An 18,819-nucleotide genomic window follows, 5' to 3' on the forward strand; every position below is an offset into this window, starting at 1 on the left:
CACGCCGCGACCCGCATCAGAAAACCTTCACCTTAGCCGACCTTGATGATGTCTGCAGCGAATGACGGCTTCGAGCCCCAGCTGACCGCATGAGGGACGGAGTTCTTCGCGGTTGCGCCAAAAGCTTGGCCGGCACGGTCGACCCTTAGCAGATCTTCACCGATTATACCTTATGATACGGTGCGGCACGCCAAACCGGACATTGCCCACACCCATTATTGAGAAGTTATAGAAACCGTAGCGTCTACCGAAATGCATTAAAGGTCGGAAACTGGCCAAGTGAAACGTGCTGCCACGCTGTTCGGCATCTCAAGATGTTTATGCACCAGGTTCTTCGCCGGCGTTGTTTCCACCGTCTTTATGGCCAAACAACGCGGCACCCTGATGGGCATTATCTGAGGTTTCAAACTCAAGGCTCGAGTGGGTGATGCCGAAGTCATCCGCGAGCTTTTTCTTGACCGCCTGCTTTACAGCTTCAAGGTCCGTCCAATCTCGCCCCATCAACACTACATGACAATCAAGCGCCACCTCATGCTCCTGCATCTGCCAGAGATGGACGTGATGCACATCCCGGACCCCATCGACATCAGTCATCGCGTCGACCACTGCGCCTGCATCCATGTCAGGCGGGCTACCCAGCATCAGCATACGGATCGGACCGCCGATTTCAGTGAGTGCCAGATAAAGGATATAAAGCGCGATACCGATGGTGATCGCGGGATCAACCCAACGCAGGTCGTAAAGGATGATGAGCGTGCCGCCGATAATCACCGCGACCGAGGCCAGAGCGTCTGACAGGTTATGCAAGAACAATGCCCTGATGTTCACGCTACCCCTTTGCATCGAATAGGTCAGCAGCGCCGTCATCGTATCAACCACCAGCGCGACCCCGCCCAGAATGACCATCGTCCAGCCCGCCACTTGCGGCGGATCAATCATGCGCATCCCGCCCTCGTAGATCAGATAGACCCCGACAAGAATAAGCGTGGTGTAGTTGATCAGCGCGGCAACGATTTCGATCCGGCCATAGCCAAAGGTCATCCGCGCATCTGCCGGACGCCGTGCGATTTTGCGAGCCACAAAGGCGATCACCAAGGAGGCCATGTCTGAAAAATTGTGAAGCGCGTCCGCGATAAGGGCGAGCGACCCCGCAAAGACACCGCCCACGATCTGCGCCACAGTCAGAAGGGCATTCGCCCAGATGGCCAGTGATACTCTGCGGTCCCCGCTTTCGGGGTCAATATGGGCGTGATCATGTGCCATGCGCGCTTCCTGCTTGTTTGGTCCAAGTCCGCTGCGATTTAGGCAGCCTCGTAGCTTGTGAACACCTCGCTGTTGCCATCGCGAGCAATCAGATAGACATCATAGGCGTCGCGCTCACTCTCCGGCCCCATCCCCGGCGAACCATAGGGCATCCCCGGCACGGCAAGGCCGATGGCATCCGGGCGCTCGGCAAGCAATTTACGGATGTCGGCGGGCGGGACGTGCCCTTCGATCATATAGCCGTCAATCTTTCCGGTGTGACAAGAGGCCATGTCCTGCGGGATGCCGTTGTCTTGCTTGTATTTGATCAAGAGCGTTCCCAAGCTGCGCTCGGTCGTCACGGCAAAACCCTCGTTCTCCAGAATCTCGATCCACGCCGAACAGCAGCCGCAGTTGGGGTCTTTCATCACGTGGATGGCGGGCTTGTCTTCGGCCCATGCCGCAAATGGTGCGGCGGCGGCAAAGCTTGCGGAACAGGCCAGCAGGCTGCGTCGTGTGAGGGTCATGTAAAATCCTTCCAAAGGTTCAGACTGTCGTTTCGTTGGTTGCATGGGTTGTAGGGCGGCAACCGGGCTCGGCCAACCGCTCGGCGGTAGTTGACCGGAAAAACAGCAGCCGCAGGGCGTTGAGCGTTACCAGAACAGTCGCGCCAGTATCCGCCAGGATCGCAATCCAGAGGCCGGTGATGCCAAGCACCGTGGTGACAAGGAACACGGCTTTCAGCCCAAGCGCGATGGCGATGTTCTGCCGGATATTGCCCATCGCGGCGCGGGCGAGACGGATCTGGCCGGGCACATCTGTCACCCGGTCACGCAAGATCGCGGCATCGGCAGTCTCGAGCGCCACATCGGTGCCGGAGCCCATTGCGACGCCCACGTGCGCTGCGGCCAATGCAGGGGCATCATTGATGCCGTCGCCGATCATCATGACCTTCGCCTCAGCCGTGAGGTTTTGAATGGCCGCAACCTTATCCTCCGGCATCAATTCAGCGCGGTGGTCGATGCCCAGCCCCTCTGCAATGGCCGCAGCGGTGCGCCGGTTGTCCCCGGTGAGCATCACCGATGAAATACCCAAAGCGTTCAATTGCGCCACTGCTTCTGCCGCATCGGCGCGGGGTTCATCGCGAAGAGCAATGAGGCCTTGGGCCTCGTTATCGCGCAAGACAATCACCACGGTCTTGCCCTGCGCTTCGAGCGTCTCGACCTGGGCGCGCAAAGTCTCTGACAGCGCCCCGCGTTCTGCCGCCAAACGCGGCGAGCCGACGCAGATGGTTGCCCCCGCGATCACCGCCTCGGCCCCTTTGCCGGGCAAGGCGCGGGACTGTGTCGCTGCGGCGGGGTCGATGTCGCGTGCCTCAGCCGCACCGCAAATCGCTTGGCCGAGCGGGTGGCTCGCACCGTTCTCAACTCCAGCGGCGAGGGCCAGAAGATCGGCTTCATTTCCCACAAGCACCTGAACATCAGTTACGCGGGGCTTGCCGTGGGTCAGCGTTCCAGTCTTGTCAAAAACCACATGGGTGACCCGCGCCGCCGCTTCGATCACTGCGCCGCCCTTCATCAGCAACCCGTTGCGCGCCCCGGTGGACAGGGCCGAGGTGATCGACGCAGGCACCGAGATCACCAGCGCGCAGGGGCAGCCGATCAGCAACAGAGCCAGCGCCCGATAGATCCATTCGCCCCAGGCGCCACCAAAGACAAGCGGCGGCACCACGGCCACTAAAGCGGCCATACCGACCACGGCAGGCATGTAGACGCGGCTGAACCGATCGATGAAGCGCTCGGTCGGCGCGCGGGCGCTCTCGGCCTCTTCCACCAGCCGCACAATACGCGCGATGGTGTTGTCCGCCGCAACCTTTGTGACTCGGATGCGCAGCAACGCTTCTGTGTTGATCGATCCGGCAAAGACATCCGCACCCGGCTCCTTAAGGCGCGGCACGCTTTCGCCGGTAACGGGGCTTTCGTCTACGCCCGAAGTTCCGCTGACCACCTCGCCGTCACAGGGCACCCGGTCCCCGGGGCGCACCTGCACAATCTGGCCGACGCTGAGCGCCTCTGCCGCCACCTCCCGCGTCTTGTTGCCCACCTCAAGCCGCGCCGTTTTCGGCACCAGCTTGGTCAGCGCACGGATGCTGTTGCGGGCCTTCCCGGCAGAGACACCTTCCAACAATTCGCCCACGGCAAAGAGAAAGACCACCAGCGCGGCTTCTTCCGGCTCTCCGATCACAAGCGCGCCACTGGCGGCGATGGTCATGAGCATTTCGATTGTAAAGGGCATGCCCACCCGCGCCATGGCAAAGGCCCGGCGCGCGACGGGAATAAGCCCGATCAACGTGGCGATGACAAAGCCCCAATGCGAAACCTCAGCAGGCAGGACAAGCCGCGAGGCCCATGCCATTGCGAGCAGAGCGCCGCTGCCGAGGACCAAGCGGCCTTTCGCGGTTTGATACCAAGCGGGGTCTGGCATCTCTTCGGGCGCATGCGCTTGAGGTGATGCCGCTGTCCCACCGATCACTGCATCGTCCGGCAGGATGAAACCGCCCTTCGGCCTCTCTGCCTGTGCCCCCTTTGGAGAGATGCCAAAACCGATGCCGCGCACGGCCTTCTCGATCCGCTCGGGCGAGGTCTCATTCTTATCCAGCGTCAGGCACAGCCGTTCTGACATCAGCGCGACATCGACATCCGCGACCCCGGGCAAGCGCTCCACCGCGCCGCGCACCTTGGCCGCGCAGGCGCCGCAGTCCATCCCCGTGACGCGCCATTCCCGTTGTGCTGTGCTCCCGTCCGTCATGTCTGCTTCCAATCCGATTCACCGTCAGACACAGAGATACGACCTACAGCAACTGTAGCTTCAAGTGGTTTGTTTAACTTTTCTCCTCCCGATCATCCTTCTTTGCAATAGGCTGCGAGAATGGCCGCGTGGCGGAACGTGATACAACGATTTGCAGAAATCTCAGCGTTGAGTGTCATCCAGTTCACGAACTGCCGGCTTGTGCGACACCCTTCAAAAAACCTACAGAGACTGTAGAATGAAAGGGGTCAGATATGCTCGCGATCGGCACACTCGCAAAACGGACCGGCACCAAAGTGCAGACGATCCGGTATTACGAACAGATCGGTCTGATGCCCGAGCCCGGCCGGACCGAAGGCGGCCAGCGGCGTTACGGCGATGCTGAGTTGGACCGCCTCTCCTTCATCCGCCATTCCCGCCAGCTCGGCTTTTCGCTCGAGGCGATCCGAGAGTTGTTGGACCTCTCAGACACGCCAGACCGGTCCTGTGCGCAGGTCGATGCCATCGCCCAAAGGCAACTTCGCGACGTCGAGGCGCGGCTGGTGCGGCTCGAGGCCCTCCGCGTTGAATTGCTACGCATGATCGGTGCCTGCAATGCGGATCGGGTGGCTGATTGTCGCATTCTTGAGGTGCTGCGCGACCATGAGGAATGTCTTGCCGATCACGGGCCCACCGCCTGATGCCCGCTGCCCCCCCCCCTCTATCCGCTTGCGGCATTGGCAAATACATTAGGGTGTTTCCCGGTCTGAGAGTTGCAAGAGGTTGCCGCTGTAGCTGGTGTCAGGGCTGCTGAGCCTGCTTTCGGCAAAGCTGACCTTTGTGCAATTTGCAGCGAGTGTCTGGTTTCCGCCCTCTCCGCCTCGACTGCTGCCGGCCCTCAACGGACCTTCGCCAGCTTGATCATCTCTGCAATGCAGCTTCTCCGAACCAGTCATCAGTGGCATCGTGCAGCATGGTCTGGCGGCTCAAGGTCAGCAGTGCGGGATATAGGGGCATTGGGCTCGGGACCGAGAATAGGTCTGCTGAGGAATTTCTACGGCGCCAGCTTAATCCACGGACAATTCTTTGCGGATCTTTTCCGTGCTGTTAGACCTCTTCATGCGGAGGTGCAGGATGGCCGATAACGACGAAGACGAGAAGCCGAAGAAGATCAAGCGGCGCCGGGGGAATACCCTTGAACGATGGGAGGTCGCGCTCGTGAAGGCGATGATCGAGCGCGGCCATTACAGCGATCAGGACATCCTGGCCTATTTCACTCGCCCGACGCGGTCGCTGAATGGTCGGACGATCCACGAAATCCACATAGGCAAGAAGCACAAGGCGACGAAAGCGGCCGATCCCGAGGAGCTCGACGCGTTTCTCGCGACGTGGCCGGACGTGGACCTCGAAACCGGCCTAAGCTCACGTGGCGACGAACTCCTGATCAAGAGCAGGGAGGCGATGATCGCAGCGGTCCACATCTTCAATTCGGCTGGGCTCATGTTCCGCGCTGAGCTGTTCATCACGACCGCGGTAATCGCATGGACCTATTTGCTGCACGCCTACTACAAGCGAGAGGGCATCCCCTACGTCTACAAGGACAATAAGACCGCTCACGGCGCCGATAGATATTGGGACCTCACTAAATGCCTAAGCACTGGAAAGTGCCCTATCTCTGAAGGCGCCAAGACTAATCTGAAGTTCTTGATCGACCTTCGACATGAGATTGAGCATCAGTCAACGAGTCGAATCGACGACGCGATCGGTGCTGAACTCCAGTCCTGTGCGATCAACTTCAACGATGCGCTCAACGGCTTGTTCGGCAAGCAGTTCGGCCTTGAAAAGAGGTTGCCGATCGCGCTGCAATTCGTGTCATTCGGGCCGGAGCAGCGGAGTGCCATGAAGAAAGCGTCGTCGCTGCCTGCTCACGTCTCATCTTTCATCAAAGCGTTCGAGCATGGTCTCACTGACGAGCAAGTGAAAGACCCCGCATTCCGGTTGAAAGTCGCTTTCGTGCCGGTCGCTGCGAAGAAAGCAGCCGGCGCCGATGTGGCGGTTGTTACGGTCAAGCCCGGCAGTGAGGAGGCGGAAAAGGTTGGGGACGTGATCTTCAAAGAGGTCAATCGCGCTCGATACATCAGAAAGGATGTCCTGACTTCAGTAACGAAGGCCGGCTACCCGAAGTTTGGCCCGGGGGACCATACTGCACTCATGCAAAAGCTCGAAGCTAAGAACCCGGCAAAGGGATATGGTTGCGAGGGCGACTACAAGGGCACTTGGGTCTGGTATGACCGCTGGATCGAGCGCGTCATCGAGCATTGCAAGCAGGGAGGTGATCGCTATCGGTGATTGAGAAACGGTTGCTGTGATCTGAGCCAAGATCGTGATCAGGCTGGCGAGCGAAGAGGTGTCGAGGTCTGACTTCGGACCTTCTGACTGGCCCATCTGAGGCTTGCGCGCTACCGTTATGACGGGAGATTTTCTGCATTGGCACACAAGCTATTCCATCGCAACATGCGCTTTCTTTAGCACGGACAGGAGTTTGAATGTTTTCCAAACGACATGGGTTTGCGAGCGCTCCACCAATTTTATTTCGGCATGATGCGCCGGAAGGTTTGAGGTTTGGGGTAATTCAGGCCGCATACGATCACCTCAGATACGATCTAATACGGACATGTATCTGCCGGGTTTTGCGTGCGTCACCCGACCGCGGAAATTGGAGCGAAATCCCAAATATCCGCGACGAGGTAATGCGCCTTATTGAGAACGCCGAATGGTATCAGGTCTACGACGTGATCGAAGGGCTGGTGGGGTTCCTTGAAAGCACTCGAGGTTATGACGCCGCAGTGCAGTTCGCGGCGCAGATCAACGACCTTTTCGTCGACACCGGCGCTGGCTGGCAATTGAAGCCCGGCGAAGGGGTAGTTCTCCGAGGCGATGCTGAGTTCGAAGAGGCGGTGGAGAGCGCGCGGACTTCGTTGAGCCAAGCGAATTACGGCGTCGCCGAGGGTGAAATCCGCGAGGCCCTTCATGACATATCGCGCAGGCCCGAACCCGATCTGACAGGTGCCATTCATCATGCACTTGGTGCGCTTGAGTCAACTGCCAGGTATATTAGCGGCAGCGAAAAGCCCTTCAACGAGGCGGTGACTCTGGCTGGCGTTCCGAAGCCACTCGATAGCGCGTTGTCAAAGCTTTGGGGCTACTCTTCAAATTTCGGACGCCATGTCAGCCCCACGAATGTGCCATCGCTTAATGATGCGACACTCGTTGTCCATCTTTCAAGCGCGATTTGCCGTTACCTCGTGGCGGAACGACAGTGAAGGGGCTTCTTGATTTCGCAGATGAGCGCCACAAAGCATGGTGCATCTACTGCGGCGCAGTCTTGGCAAATGTCGAAACCAACCTCGATCATATTCCATCGAAGAGCATTCTTGATCGACCCTTCCCAGAAAATTTGCCGACGATCCGCATCTGCCGATCATGCAACACCTCTTTCTCCAATGACGAGGAGTATTTCACAGCGTTCCTCGGATCTGTTCTTGCAGGGACCGCTGACCTTGATCACCGGGTCGTCGAAAGGGCCGAGAAGACGTTGAGCAAGAACTTTCGCTTGCAAGACGAGATTGAGGCTCAGCTTCGGGTCGAAGAAGATGTCGATGGGAATCACCAAGTGACATTCGTGCCTGACATCGACCGCATCCGCAATGTAGTCATTAAGAACGCTCGAGGGCACGTATTGTTCGAGCACGGTCAGCCGGCTCGAGGCGAACCGGCCCACATCGCCATAGAGCCACTGCAAATCCTGACGCCTGAGGCGGTTAGGTCATTCGAAATGATCGACTATGGCCCGGGATGGCCTGAGGTTGGAGGTCGGCTGATGTCGCGATTGGTCATCGGCGGGGACATGGGTGCTGACGGATGGGTGATCGTCCAACCGAATGTGTATCGGTTCGCTGTCGTGGATAACAGTCAGTTCGTCGTGCGAACAGTGATCCGCGAGTATCTTGCCACAGAGGTCGTCTGGGACCGGTAAGGCAGACAGCATGCAGCCAGCACGGCCCGTTCGTTCTGAACCGCGCCAACTATCTGGGGGCTAATTTCAGGGCGGCAACGCGGCAAGGTTTTCAGTATCCAGGGCGGCATAGAAAATAGTCTCGACTTCCCGGCGGGTATGTATCCGCTTCTGCGAGTGGTGTGCGTTGCAATCGCGTGTGCGGCGAACTACCGCTCTTCACCCTTCCTGTCGATGAGACCGGCATCGATCGGGACGGCCCGGCTGAATGTCTGCTTTTTCGGATCGTCTGGGGTGGATTAGCACGTGCGGCGAACTTCCGGAATCCGCCCAATTCCGAGCGGCGAGGCGCCTTGATGGCGGTTAACTGTCGGCGAAAGTACGTTATGCTCAAGGCCCTTGGCAAATTGAAAGTTAGTCTCGCAGATCACTTCGATTGGCCAGTGCAGCAGCAACTTGTTCTGCGATCCCCACTTCTCGCGAACTGAAAGCCGGATCGCCACGCAAGTAATTGATCGTGCCGAGAACCGAACCATCGAGGACGATGGGCACGTTCAACACAGCATTGAGCCCGAGCCCCAAGATGGTTTCATGGTCCGAAAATGCCCATCTGATATCAGCGGCCCCGAAACCCAGGTTGATCTCCCGGTCGATCAATACCTTCTTGCCCCACTCCGTATCCCGCTTTGGTTTGCGACCGCTGACAGGATAGCTATCGGGCAAGGTAGAGTGTAGGCGTTCCACCTCCATCGTCGCGGCGTGGAAGCGCATCGCGGTGAATAACTCATTTTTGAGAGCTTTATCACAGAGGTCAAGAGCCTCCTCCAGCGGGGTGTTCTGATCAACGATGCGTTTGCAAATGTCCGTTGTCATGATTTCGCTCCAGTCTTGGCCATGCCCGCGCGCCGAGGGTCTGCAACTGCGTCCACGCTGGACTCGTCGCGCAGGGCGATGCAGATCCCGCCTGCCATCCAGGTTCGAGCGGGCCATTCTTCGAGGTCGTGTCCGCGTGCGCGTAGCTCCTTGGCCTGCTCCAGTGGCAGATCGGCTTCGTACAGGACCTTGTTGGGGTGAACGTCATGTGGCGCGAAACTGCCGGGATAGGCATAGGAAGCAACGCGGGGCGCCTCGACCGCCACGCGCGGAGCCTGTCCGTGGTCCAGCAAGCCCAGCAATACCTGCGCCATGGCCTGAACCTGCACATCACCGCCGGGCGTGCCCATGGCGAGCCAGGGTTTGCCATCCTTCAGCCCCAGAATGGGGTTCGGCGTCAGTCGCGGCCGCTTGCCTGGAGCGAGGGCGTTGAGATGGCCGGGGATCGCCCGGCTCTGCGACCCGCGCGAGGAGACCGACAGTCCAGTACCGGGGATTACGACGGTGTCGTAGCTCGGATCGCTCGGGGTGGCGGAGAAGATGTTGCCGGCGCCGTCGATCACGCTGACATGCGAAGTATCGGCGCAGCCCACTTCGAAAATCGGGCGTTCGCCTGACGTCGCGGGAGCCGGGGCCGCGGGGGCCGGCAGCGGATCGGAGGTCTCCTGAATGCTGCGCAGCCGGTCGGCGATGAAAGCAGGTTCCAGCAGCGCCTCGGGGGCGAATTGCATGTAGCGGGGGTCGGTGACATGTGCTTCGCGGTCGGCAAACACGCGTTTCAGCACCTCGAGCAGGAAATGCAGATTGATCTGCTCCCCGTCGCGGGTCGCATCGGGGCCTGCCTGTTCCAGCATGGCAAGCGTCTGCGCCATCGAAATGCCCTGACACCAAGCACCGCAACAGTGAATCTGCGTGCCCCGGAAGTCGACGGCGAAGGTTGGCTCTTCGCGGACCTCGTAGGCGGCAAGGTCTTCGGCCCGCAGTAGCCCACCGTTCTCGGCGTGGAAAGCAACAATCTTTTTCGCGACCGGACCGGTATAGAAAGCCGCTCGGGCGGCGGCCAGACCTGCGCGCCGATCACCTCCCTCGGCACGGGCAGCGCTTTCCGCATCGATCAGTAGCTGCAGGGTGTTTGCAAGGTCGGTCTGGACAAAGCGCTCTCCGACCTTCGGCGGGCGGCCTCCGGGCAGGAAGATCGCCGCCGTTGACGGGAAGCGCGCGTATTTCTCCTCCCGTGAAGCGATGAAATCGGCCAGCAGCGGATAGACCTCGAAACCGTCGCGCGCGGCTTGCACCGCCTCTTGGGCGGCATCGCCGAAACCGAGGGTGCCGTGAGCCGCCAGGACCTTGATCCAGCTTGCCGGTGCGGCGGGAACGACGGTGCGCAGCAAGCCCTCGGGCACGTGGTCGCCGTGATCGCGCTGCATCTGCACCACGTCCGCGGCCTGCGGCCAGACCCCGACACCGTCATAGCTCGTCACATGCTCGCGGCCTGCGTCATAGAGGATCACCGGCGCGACTCCGGCAAAGGACACCAGATCGGGCTGCACGACGGCCAGCGCAATCCCGGCGGCAACCCCGGCATCCACAGCGTTGCCGCCTGCGCGCAAAACCCGCTCCGCGGCCCCAGTGGCAATGGGATGTCCGGTGGCCACTGCCCATTCTTTGCTCATCTCCACCCCCTCAACGCTGTAATATATGCCTCATACAATTATTAACTACGTAGTTGACAAGTGCAATACCCCTCGTTCTATGATAGTTGTATGGAGAGCCCCTCAGATAGACTGTCCCTCGAGACCTTGGTCGCCGCATGGGAAGACACGGCCCCCGATGGAAAGGGCCGGCCCAAGTACCTGCGCCTGAGCGAGGCGTTCACCCGCTGCATTCAGGACGGCACCTTCGCGCCCGGCGGCCAGCTTCCCGGCGAGACCGAGATCGCCGCCGCGCTGCCCATCGGCCTGTCCACGGTGCAAAAGGGCCTGTCGCGGCTGGTCGAACAGGGGCTGATCGTGCGCCACCGCAAGCGCGGCAGTTTCATCGCCGACGCGCGTCATCAGGTCCCCGAGGTCCATGTCTACCGCTTCCGCGATCCCGAGACCGGCGACTGGAAGATGCCCTATACCCGGGTGGTCGAGATCCAGCGCCTTCCCACCGCCGAATCCGGGCCGCTGCTCATCGGCTTCGAGGCCGAGCAGGTGATCCGCATCGACCGGCTTGTGTGGGTCACCGGGTCGCAACCGGCCTTCGGCACCATGTACCTGCGCTGCGACCACGCCGAGGCGCTGCTGTCGCGCCCCTTGGAGGAGCTGCACGGCATTTCCTATCACCGCATGCTCTGGGAGCAGTTCCAGATCCGCACCGCCAAGGTCCGTCACGAGGCGCGCGCCGACCTGCTGTCGCGGCAGGCCTGCCAGCATCTCGACCTCGCCGCGCCGCATGTGGGGATGATCTGGGACGCCCATGAGCATGACAGCCAGGACAGGCTGCAACTGATCCAACGCTTCGAATTGCCCCGCGGCCACCGCCCGATGGAACTGGTGGAGAGCAAACCGGGCTTCTGACGACCGACAAGACCGAAAACCAACCAAGAAACAGTGGAGTGACCATGAAACGTATTCTGATGACCACCGCCGCCACCGCCCTGCTGGCCGCCGGGCCCGCGCTGGCCGAATGGAACCCGGACGGCCCGATCCGCCTGTGGATCGGCTATGGCGCCGGCGGCGGCACCGACGTGCAGGGCCGGACCCTCGCCAAGGAGATCGAGGCCAAGCGTGGCTGGCAGGTGATTCCGGAAAACAAGGCGGGCGACGACGGCACAGTGATGTCGGCGCAGCTCAAGGAGGAAGCGCCAGACGGCCAGACCCTGGGCTTCGCGATCACCACGACCTATGATTTCGCGCCGATGAATAGCGACAACCTGTCGCCGGAGGATTTCACCTATATCACCACAACCGCAGGCTCGCAGATGGCGGTTCTGGCGCGCGCCGAGAGCGGCTGGAAGACGCTTGATGACCTTGAAGCCGCCGCCGCCAATGAGCCGATCGTCTGGGCCAACTGGGGCACGCAGGTCGAGGCCGGCGCCGAGATCGTCGCCCGCGCTCTTGGGATCGACGTGAACCACCTGCGCATGAAGGGTGGCCGTGGCACGCTCAATGCGCTGGTGTCGATGGACGCCAATGTCGCCTGGGGCGGCGGCGTACAGAAGCCGCTGGTCGAGGCGGGCGAACTGGTGATCCTCTCCTCCGCCGAGACCGGCCCGGTGGCGCTGGCCCCGGAGATGCCGACGCTGATGGATCAAGGCATCGACCTGAACCTTGGCTACCAGTACATCATCACCGCCCCCGCGGGCATGTCTGACGAAATCCGCGACGAGATCGGCAGCGTCATCGCCGAGATCCTCGCCGACCCCGAGAGCGAGACACGCCAGTTCATCGAAAAGCAGTATCCACCGGCGCCGATCGTGACGCAGGGCGCGGAGCTGCGCGAGCAGATCCTCTCGACCTATGAGGCCAACGTCTCGATGATGAAAGCACTGGCCGAATGACCCGAGGTCCCGTGGATACCGATGAAAGCGCCCCCTCCGGGGGGCGCTGGAACCTTTGGCTGGGCGGGGGCACGCTAACGCTTGTCGCGCTTTGCCTGCTGGTCTGGTTTCCGCGGGACATCAGCAGCGGATTTCTCAAGAAGAGCCTGACCGGCAATACCATCCCCGGAGACGCCTTCTTTCCCACGCTGCTGGTTCTGCTGATGGTGCCGCTGGCGCTCTTGCTGATCGCGGGAGAGCTGCGCGCCAAAGGGCTTAAGGTGGGAGAGCCCGTTGGGCGTATCGGCCTCGACAACCTCTTGTTTCTGGCCCGTGCTGGTTTTGTCACCGCCGCATCGCTGACGCTGATGACATGGGGCGGGCCGCTGGTGGTCTGGGCCAGCAACGCCGCGGGCCTCACGGATTTCTCTGGCTACCGCGCGGCGTCGGGGCGGTTTCCCTACAACGTGGCCGGGTTCTTTATCGGCGGCACGGCGTTGAGCGCCAGTTACATCTACATCACCCGCCGCGCGCTGCGGACGCGCGATCTCGTGGTCGCCATGCTCGCGACCGCCTTTCTGATCCTGCTGTTTGCCGGGTTGCTCGACAACATCCAACTGCCGCCAAACGCCGACCTCTGAAGGACACCCCTTGGACCTCTTGCTGCAATATCTCGCGCTCGGAATCAGTTCCGTCTTCACGGCCGCCGATGGTGGCCTGTGGCTCTTGCCTATGGGCATGGTGCTGACCGGGGTCGTCATCGGCATCCTCGTGGGCGCCACCCCGGGGCTCTCGGGCCCCTTCGCCATGGCCATCGCCCTGCCGGTTCTGGTCTCGATCTTCGGCTACGGGAACGAGGCACTCTATCCGGTGCTGGGCTGTCTTTTGGGCATCATGAAGGGCGCGACCGTGGGCGGCGCGGTGCCAGCGATCCTGTTCAACACCCCCGGCACGCCCGATGCCTTCCTGACCACGGTGGACGGCTATCCGCTGGCGCAAAAGGGACAGGGGCGCCGGGCGATCCAGACAGCGCATTTCGCCTCTGTCGTGGGGGACAACTTTTCCGACCTCGTGCTTTTCATCGCCGCCCCTGTGCTCGCGGTTGCGGTGGAGCGGGTGCTGGACCTGCCCGAGAAATCGGCCCTGATCATCCTGTCGCTCTGCTTCATGGCGGCCGTGGTCGGCAAGGCCCCGTTGAAAGGCCTGATCGGCGGCCTTCTGGGGATGTTCGTCTCGCTTGTCGGCACCACGATGTCGGGCGACGGGCCGCGCATGACGCTTGGCATCCCCGAGCTGGGCGGCGGGCTGCCGTTGACCTCCTGCGTGCTGGGCGTGCTGGTCCTCTCGGAAGTACTGATCGCGGTCGAAGACATGCGCCGCGACCGTGCCGCGGCCAAGGGGCCGGTCTCCGCCCCTGAAATGGGGCCGAGGCTGAGCTGGGGCGAGCGCTGGCGCATGATGCCGGCGATCCTGCGCGGCGCCGGGATCGGCACGATGATCGGCGCGCTGCCGGGGATCGGCACCACCACCGCCGCGACCCTGTCGCATGACACCGCGCGGCGCCGCTCAAAATCGCCCGAGACCTTTGGCAAGGGCGCGATCGAGGGGGTGGTGGCGACGGAATCGGCGAACTCGGCCGTCTCCGGCGCCAATCTGATCCCGGTGATGAGCCTCGGCATCCCCGGCAATTTTGCCGCCGTCTTCATCATTCTGGCGGTGGAGACCATCGGCGATTTTGCCTTCGGGCCGCAGGTTTTCCGCTTCACCCCGATCAAGGAGATCGAGGGGTTCGACACGATCATGAACCGCGATCTGGTTATGGCCTTCGGCCTCTTCACGATGATGGCAATCGCCAACCTCTGCAACTGGAGCGTCGGCAGTTTTCTAATGGGCCAGCTGGGCCGTCTCATCCGTATTCCGAAGGACGTGATGTTGCCGGTGATCCTGACCGTCTCGCTCACCGCGGCCTATGTGCAGGACGGCGGCTATGTCGGCCTGCTGAGCGCCTGCGTTTTTGCCGTAATCGGCTACGTGCTGCGACGGCTGGGGATCTCGATCCTGCCCTTCGTCATCGGTTTCCTGCTGGCCCCGGCATTGGAGGGGCTGATCCGTGGCAGTTTCACCGCCTCGGGCGGCGATCCGTGGTTCCTGCTGAAATCCCCCATCGCGCTTGTGATGCTTGCGCTGTCGGTCTGGCTGCTGGTGCGGATGTTTCGGCAAAGCCGTCCGCAAACCTAAATTCTTCGATGAGAGTATGCGAGCATTCTGTGTCAGTTGAGATGTGAAGGCCTGATCGTTTCTTTGAGGGTTGACCTGATCAATATGCTCAGGAAGCCCAAGTGCTCCATTTAAGTATGTGTAGGCGTTTGCGAAGGCACTTGGACTTGTTCTTCTGGGCAAATTCACCGTTCGATACGGCCGCGGGCACTCCTTGGTTTCGCTCCTTCTGGTCGGTGATGCCCGAGACACGTCCGGCCCACTGCGGTCATTCGTCCGACTGGCCGCGTTGCGTCGCAGCTTCGCCAAACCGGACATCGGTGGCATCCAGCAGCAAGATCTGGCACGCCAAGGGCAGCTCCCCGGGCAGAGCGGTCATTCGCCTTTTCAGTAGGCCAGTAATAAAGCAAAATAGTCTTTTGGCCCGCACGGGGAGTTCCGGAATGAAATTTGGTCTGTCGTTGGCACTGATCCTGGTCGCAGGGCCTTCTCTTGCTCAAACCGTTCCGGGACTTGCCCATCTCCGGGACACATCCGACGACGCACGTCCTCTGTCCATGTCGATCTGGTATCCGTCCGAGGAAAAAGAATCGGGCACTGTCGGCGGAAATCCTGTGTTCGAGGGGGTTGCAGCAGCACCTGATGCGGAGTTCACGCAAAGCCCGCTTCCGCTGGTGGTCATATCACATGGCGGCCTGCGATCCGCGACTGACTCAGGTGCTTGGCTCAGTTCCTCCATCGCACGGGCAGGCTTTGTTGTGGTCGAAGTCAATGCGCCGCGCCCGGACAACGCCGAAGCTGCTGTGAACGAAATCTGGCAAAGACCCCAGTATATAAGCCGCGCGATTGACTTGGTGCTGGCCGACTCGACTTGGGGGCCGCGAATTGATGAAACCACAGTGTCAGTCGCGGGATTTGCACTTGGCGCGACCGCTGCCCTGTCCGTCGTCGGAGCGGAGCTAGATGTCGCCAGCTACCTTCACTCTTGCGCGCCGGACAGAGAGCCGCGCGGACCGGATTGCGGGTGGTTTGCGGCCCAGGGAGTCGACATGTCGGCCACCAACCTGGACGGCCTAACTGGAATGGCGCGAGACCCCCGCGTGACTTCGGTGATAGCCATAAACCCGGAATACTCGGAAGACCTGGGCTCTGCGCCCGCGGATGTTCGGGCGCTATCGATTTCCCTCGGCCAGCTCGCGCGCACATCGGCTGATGGGCAGCAGGCTCCGTCCTTTGCCATGCCCCAAGCGTCGGTATTCGATGCCTTCGCCGTTTGCACGTTCGCCGGACCGAAGATCCTGATGGAGGAAGAAGGTGATGCATCGATCTGTGGTGTATCTTCGGACGCACGCCGGGCGATCCACCAGGACGTCTCTAACGCAGTCATATCCTTCCTGAATGGCAGCCCTGAATAAGCTGGGGCGGACCGTCAGACCGGCCCGAAGGAGACATCCACAAGCCAGCCTTGATGCTGTGGTAGCAGCCCGCATTGCAGTCATGCGTCTACTGCGCGAGGTGTAACCAGGCAGGATACGGAACAAGGCGATATCGCAGTCGACGAACAAGGATCGCGCTTCCGGCCCCTACAATGTCATCAGCGAGTCCGCAGCACCTCTGCAATCGACGAGAGCCCGTCCCTGTCAGTGATGCACTACATCGCATTGGCAACGCTCGCCGCCGCGTGGGGGACCGCACAAGCCTCCTTGATGATCTCAAGCTGCTCTTTGTCCAGATTGTGAACAAGCATGCAATTTTGGGTCCGACTCAATTTCTGTGGCGCCTTTCATGCCGAATGCTGAAGGCGCGCCAGGAGCAGATCGATGCCTGCGGCTCCATACATCTGTCGTTTCAGCAATTTCAGCCGGTTGATCTGACCCTCTGTCTGGCCGTTGGACCAAGGCTCACGAAGCGCTGCGGTAACCGCGTCGAGATCGGCAGAGAGGCCGCGCGAAAATGACGCCAGTCCAGACGCCTTCGCCTGATCTAACCAGTCAGCCAGCCCGTCTTCCTCGCCGCTGCGGACCATGGAGGTAAAGGCATCAAGGAGCCGACGATCTTGCGCCAGTTGCGGCAGAGCGTTTTCAACCTGAGCGACGAATATGCTGTCGGCTTTCGAGAGGTGATGCCGACCAGAGGTCATCATGCGGGCGATCTTGCGACTCGGAGGGCATTTGCCTGTGCCCTGCGGGATGGCGGCCTCGGCTCGGCGCTGGCGTGTGGCCCATTCCCCGACCACGCGGAGACTTCCTTGGAAACCGTCCGCTCGCAGCCGGCGCCAGAGTTCAGCGCCATTGCGACATCCCTGCTGCCAATACTGCTCAAGCTGCGGGAACCAAGGGGTTAGGCTGCTTTGGCGTAGCCTGAAGACGTCTTCCCGTTCGCCGCGCAGGACGCGCGGGACCAGGCCTCGGCTTAGACCAGTGACCCGGACGATCCGCTTGATAGGCACGCCTTCGGCACCCATCCGCTGGATCAGCACGTTGGTTTTCTGGCGCCGTTCAAAGCCTTCGAATTGCAAACGTTCCGCCGACGTCAGAATACCGGAATCCAGCTCGGCGTCGCAGACAGTTCTTCGTATGGCCGGGATTGCGCGACGGACGGCGGCCAGAAATGCATCGCTTGCGTTCTGCAGAAGGTGCCAACGGTCGGCAACCTGGGTCGCATAAGGAAGCGCTTCGGAAATCGCCTGTCTGTATCCGCCGTTCCGGTCTCGCGCGACGATTTCGATCTGCGGATGCTGGCGCAGCCATGCAGCGACTGTCGCAGGCTCGCGATCCGGCAGCAGGTCGATGACGGCACGCCGTTCGAGATCGCAGATCAGCGTTCCATAGCGCTGTCCTTTGCGCCAGGCCCAATCGTCGATCCCGATGACGCGAGGTTCATGGCCCTTGGTCCGAGCACCTGACGCAGCCCCCCGGAGAAAGGTATCCTTGCTCACACCGAACCGGAGACGGCGTCCAAGTGCCTGAGCTGGCCGACCGCCCAACGCGCGACCGAGGTAGGCAACGAGGTCCTGAAATCGACCGGTCCGACGACCATAACGGCACGCAAGGTAATCTGGGACTTTCTCGCTGAAAGTCATGATGGAACATTGCGACGTAACACAGCGGAACCGTCGCACCGACAAGCGCACCTGAACGGAGCGACCATGCGCTGGAAAGTCTTTGAGGTGCCGGACGTAACGTCCATGCTGACGAGTAGACCGCTGTCCGCAACCCGGGCAAATCACTTCTGCGCCCGTAACCTCTGCGTTAATCGCGAGGGTCGCGCCGCCCACGTAATATCCGGTGGCGCGAAGCCCTTCAGGCAACAGCTCGGTATCAAAACGCTTTGTCATGGTGATCATCTCCTCCAGCATGTAAGCCAGATGTAGGAGTGGGGCCGCCAAAAATCACACAATGTGCGACAGAGCCGACGAAAGCTCTGTCGGGTTTGCTGTGGAGGTCCGGATAGAACTGGTGGCAACTAAGCCAGAATAGACCCTGCACCATCGAGACGAAAAAAAGGGCCGCGCGAGGAATCGCGCGACCCTTGTGGTAAAGTATGAGGCTTCGATTATTTAGCGGGCACCATCGCTTCGATCGAGATATCGATCGCAACCTCATCCCCGACAAACGGAGCGAACTGGCCCATGTCGAAATCCGAGCGCAGCAGCGTGGTTGTCGCGTCAAATCCGGCCCAGGGGCGATTTTCCATCGGGTGATCGCCCAACTGGTTCAGTGTGGCGTCCAAAACGACAGACTTCGTAATGCCGTTCATGGTCAGATCGCCGGTGATCTTTCCGGTCTCTTCGCCGGTTATTTCGATCGACGTTGAGGTGAATGTCACCAAGGGATTCGCTTCGGCGCCGAAGAAATCTTCGCTCAGAAAATGCGCTTCGCGGGCGGGCCAGCCGGTGATGAGGCTCTTGGCGGGAAATGAAACAGAGACGCTCGATGCTGCCGGGTCTTCTTGGTCCAGCTTGATACTGCCTTCGAACCCAGAGAACATGCCTGTGGTGGTCGAGAAACCCAGGTGATTATAGCTGAACACGATCTGGCTATGGGATGGATCGAGCACATAGGTCATCGTTTCAGCCTGCGCCGCAGTCGCGAGTGTTGCGCCCATTGCCGTCGTAAGAAGGAAGTTTTTCATCTAAATCTATTTCTCCGTTTGAGATGCA

General features: G+C 60.8%; 16 protein-coding genes. 9 read left to right on the forward strand and 7 right to left on the reverse strand.

What is annotated here, in order from left to right; genetic code table 11:
- Positions 1-318 precede the first annotated feature (318 nt).
- Genes ACGYLD_RS16460 through ACGYLD_RS16470 form a run of 3 tightly spaced genes read right to left on the reverse strand, consistent with a single transcriptional unit; the run spans position 319 to position 4,050 of the window.
- The gene (locus ACGYLD_RS16460; RefSeq protein ID WP_394393627.1) at positions 319-1,263 is read right to left on the reverse strand and encodes a cation diffusion facilitator family transporter; all 945 of its coding nucleotides are present in this window, start codon (positions 1,261-1,263) and stop codon (positions 319-321) included.
- Positions 1,264-1,301: 38 nt separating this feature from the next.
- Positions 1,302-1,769, reverse strand: coding sequence for a DUF411 domain-containing protein (locus tag ACGYLD_RS16465; protein ID WP_271693710.1), 468 nt, complete (start codon positions 1,767-1,769; stop codon positions 1,302-1,304).
- A gap of 19 nt (positions 1,770-1,788) precedes the next feature.
- The gene (locus ACGYLD_RS16470) at positions 1,789-4,050 is read right to left on the reverse strand and encodes a heavy metal translocating P-type ATPase (RefSeq protein WP_271689176.1); all 2,262 of its coding nucleotides are present in this window, start codon (positions 4,048-4,050) and stop codon (positions 1,789-1,791) included.
- 254 nt (positions 4,051-4,304) lie between these two features.
- Between ACGYLD_RS16470 and ACGYLD_RS16475 the strand changes: the two genes are divergently transcribed.
- From ACGYLD_RS16475 to ACGYLD_RS16490, 4 genes are all read left to right on the forward strand, one after another.
- Positions 4,305-4,730 carry a helix-turn-helix domain-containing protein gene (locus ACGYLD_RS16475; RefSeq protein ID WP_243265542.1) on the forward strand — a complete coding sequence of 142 codons (426 nt, stop codon included), beginning with the start codon at positions 4,305-4,307 and terminating at the stop codon, positions 4,728-4,730.
- Between the two features lie 433 nt (positions 4,731-5,163).
- The gene (locus ACGYLD_RS16480) at positions 5,164-6,378 is read left to right on the forward strand and encodes a DUF3644 domain-containing protein (RefSeq protein ID WP_394393625.1); all 1,215 of its coding nucleotides are present in this window, start codon (positions 5,164-5,166) and stop codon (positions 6,376-6,378) included.
- Positions 6,379-6,575: 197 nt separating this feature from the next.
- The gene (locus tag ACGYLD_RS16485) at positions 6,576-7,352 is read left to right on the forward strand and encodes an AbiJ-NTD4 domain-containing protein (RefSeq protein ID WP_394393624.1); all 777 of its coding nucleotides are present in this window, start codon (positions 6,576-6,578) and stop codon (positions 7,350-7,352) included.
- On the forward strand, positions 7,349-8,065 hold the full coding sequence (locus tag ACGYLD_RS16490; protein WP_394393621.1) for a hypothetical protein: 717 nt from the start codon (positions 7,349-7,351) through the stop codon (positions 8,063-8,065). The genes ACGYLD_RS16485 and ACGYLD_RS16490 overlap by 4 nt, the downstream gene beginning before the upstream one ends.
- A gap of 393 nt (positions 8,066-8,458) precedes the next feature.
- Here ACGYLD_RS16490 and ACGYLD_RS16495 read toward each other — a convergent pair whose 3' ends face one another.
- Both ACGYLD_RS16495 and ACGYLD_RS16500 read right to left on the reverse strand, forming a co-directional pair.
- Positions 8,459-8,917 carry a GAF domain-containing protein gene (locus tag ACGYLD_RS16495; RefSeq protein WP_394393619.1) on the reverse strand — a complete coding sequence of 153 codons (459 nt, stop codon included), beginning with the start codon at positions 8,915-8,917 and terminating at the stop codon, positions 8,459-8,461.
- Positions 8,914-10,590, reverse strand: coding sequence for a gamma-glutamyltransferase family protein (locus ACGYLD_RS16500; RefSeq protein ID WP_394393616.1), 1,677 nt, complete (start codon positions 10,588-10,590; stop codon positions 8,914-8,916). The genes ACGYLD_RS16495 and ACGYLD_RS16500 overlap by 4 nt, the downstream gene beginning before the upstream one ends.
- 90 nt (positions 10,591-10,680) lie before the next feature.
- On the opposite strand from ACGYLD_RS16500, the gene ACGYLD_RS16505 reads away from it, so the two are divergent.
- The 5 genes from ACGYLD_RS16505 (at position 10,681) to ACGYLD_RS16525 (ending at position 16,072) form a co-directional block, all read left to right on the forward strand.
- Positions 10,681-11,478, forward strand: coding sequence for a GntR family transcriptional regulator (locus tag ACGYLD_RS16505; RefSeq protein WP_394393614.1), 798 nt, complete (start codon positions 10,681-10,683; stop codon positions 11,476-11,478).
- A 44-nt stretch (positions 11,479-11,522) separates the two neighbouring features.
- Complete coding sequence (locus ACGYLD_RS16510; protein WP_394393612.1) at positions 11,523-12,461, forward strand: tripartite tricarboxylate transporter substrate binding protein; 939 nt, start codon at positions 11,523-11,525, stop codon at positions 12,459-12,461.
- Positions 12,458-13,081, forward strand: coding sequence for a hypothetical protein (locus tag ACGYLD_RS16515; protein ID WP_394403238.1), 624 nt, complete (start codon positions 12,458-12,460; stop codon positions 13,079-13,081). Before ACGYLD_RS16510 ends, ACGYLD_RS16515 begins: the two co-directional genes overlap by 4 nt.
- A gap of 10 nt (positions 13,082-13,091) precedes the next feature.
- Positions 13,092-14,678 carry a tripartite tricarboxylate transporter permease gene (locus ACGYLD_RS16520; RefSeq protein ID WP_394393606.1) on the forward strand — a complete coding sequence of 529 codons (1,587 nt, stop codon included), beginning with the start codon at positions 13,092-13,094 and terminating at the stop codon, positions 14,676-14,678.
- Between the two features lie 422 nt (positions 14,679-15,100).
- Complete coding sequence (locus ACGYLD_RS16525) at positions 15,101-16,072, forward strand: alpha/beta hydrolase family protein (RefSeq protein ID WP_394393604.1); 972 nt, start codon at positions 15,101-15,103, stop codon at positions 16,070-16,072.
- Positions 16,073-16,440: 368 nt separating this feature from the next.
- On the opposite strand, the gene ACGYLD_RS16530 is transcribed toward ACGYLD_RS16525, so the two are convergent.
- Entirely contained in the window at positions 16,441-17,994 is a 1,554-nt protein-coding gene (locus tag ACGYLD_RS16530; RefSeq protein ID WP_394393602.1) for an ISL3 family transposase, read from the reverse strand.
- Positions 17,995-18,212: 218 nt separating this feature from the next.
- Positions 18,213-18,791, reverse strand: coding sequence for a YceI family protein (locus ACGYLD_RS16535; protein ID WP_394393599.1), 579 nt, complete (start codon positions 18,789-18,791; stop codon positions 18,213-18,215).
- Positions 18,792-18,819 lie beyond the last annotated feature (28 nt).

It is taken from the genome of Sulfitobacter sp. 1A12056 (assembly GCF_043558125.1).
In the GTDB taxonomy this organism is placed as follows: Bacteria; Pseudomonadota; Alphaproteobacteria; order Rhodobacterales; family Rhodobacteraceae; genus Sulfitobacter; species Sulfitobacter faviae.

Excerpts from the sequence above, each read along its gene's own strand:
- ACGYLD_RS16460 (WP_394393627.1), bottom strand. The coding sequence starts at position 1,263 with ATGGCACATGATCACGCCCATATTGACCCCGAAAGCGGGGACCGCAGA.
- ACGYLD_RS16465 (WP_271693710.1), bottom strand. The coding sequence starts at position 1,769 with ATGACCCTCACACGACGCAGCCTGCTGGCCTGTTCCGCAAGCTTTGCC.
- ACGYLD_RS16470 (WP_271689176.1), bottom strand. The coding sequence starts at position 4,050 with ATGACGGACGGGAGCACAGCACAACGGGAATGGCGCGTCACGGGGATG.
- ACGYLD_RS16475 (WP_243265542.1), top strand. The coding sequence starts at position 4,305 with ATGCTCGCGATCGGCACACTCGCAAAACGGACCGGCACCAAAGTGCAG.
- ACGYLD_RS16480 (WP_394393625.1), top strand. The coding sequence starts at position 5,164 with ATGGCCGATAACGACGAAGACGAGAAGCCGAAGAAGATCAAGCGGCGC.
- ACGYLD_RS16485 (WP_394393624.1), top strand. The coding sequence starts at position 6,576 with ATGTTTTCCAAACGACATGGGTTTGCGAGCGCTCCACCAATTTTATTT.
- ACGYLD_RS16495 (WP_394393619.1), bottom strand. The coding sequence starts at position 8,917 with ATGACAACGGACATTTGCAAACGCATCGTTGATCAGAACACCCCGCTG.
- ACGYLD_RS16500 (WP_394393616.1), bottom strand. The coding sequence starts at position 10,590 with ATGAGCAAAGAATGGGCAGTGGCCACCGGACATCCCATTGCCACTGGG.
- ACGYLD_RS16505 (WP_394393614.1), top strand. The coding sequence starts at position 10,681 with ATGGAGAGCCCCTCAGATAGACTGTCCCTCGAGACCTTGGTCGCCGCA.
- ACGYLD_RS16510 (WP_394393612.1), top strand. The coding sequence starts at position 11,523 with ATGAAACGTATTCTGATGACCACCGCCGCCACCGCCCTGCTGGCCGCC.
- ACGYLD_RS16515 (WP_394403238.1), top strand. The coding sequence starts at position 12,458 with ATGACCCGAGGTCCCGTGGATACCGATGAAAGCGCCCCCTCCGGGGGG.
- ACGYLD_RS16525 (WP_394393604.1), top strand. The coding sequence starts at position 15,101 with ATGAAATTTGGTCTGTCGTTGGCACTGATCCTGGTCGCAGGGCCTTCT.
- ACGYLD_RS16530 (WP_394393602.1), bottom strand. The coding sequence starts at position 17,994 with ATGACAAAGCGTTTTGATACCGAGCTGTTGCCTGAAGGGCTTCGCGCC.
- ACGYLD_RS16535 (WP_394393599.1), bottom strand. The coding sequence starts at position 18,791 with ATGAAAAACTTCCTTCTTACGACGGCAATGGGCGCAACACTCGCGACT.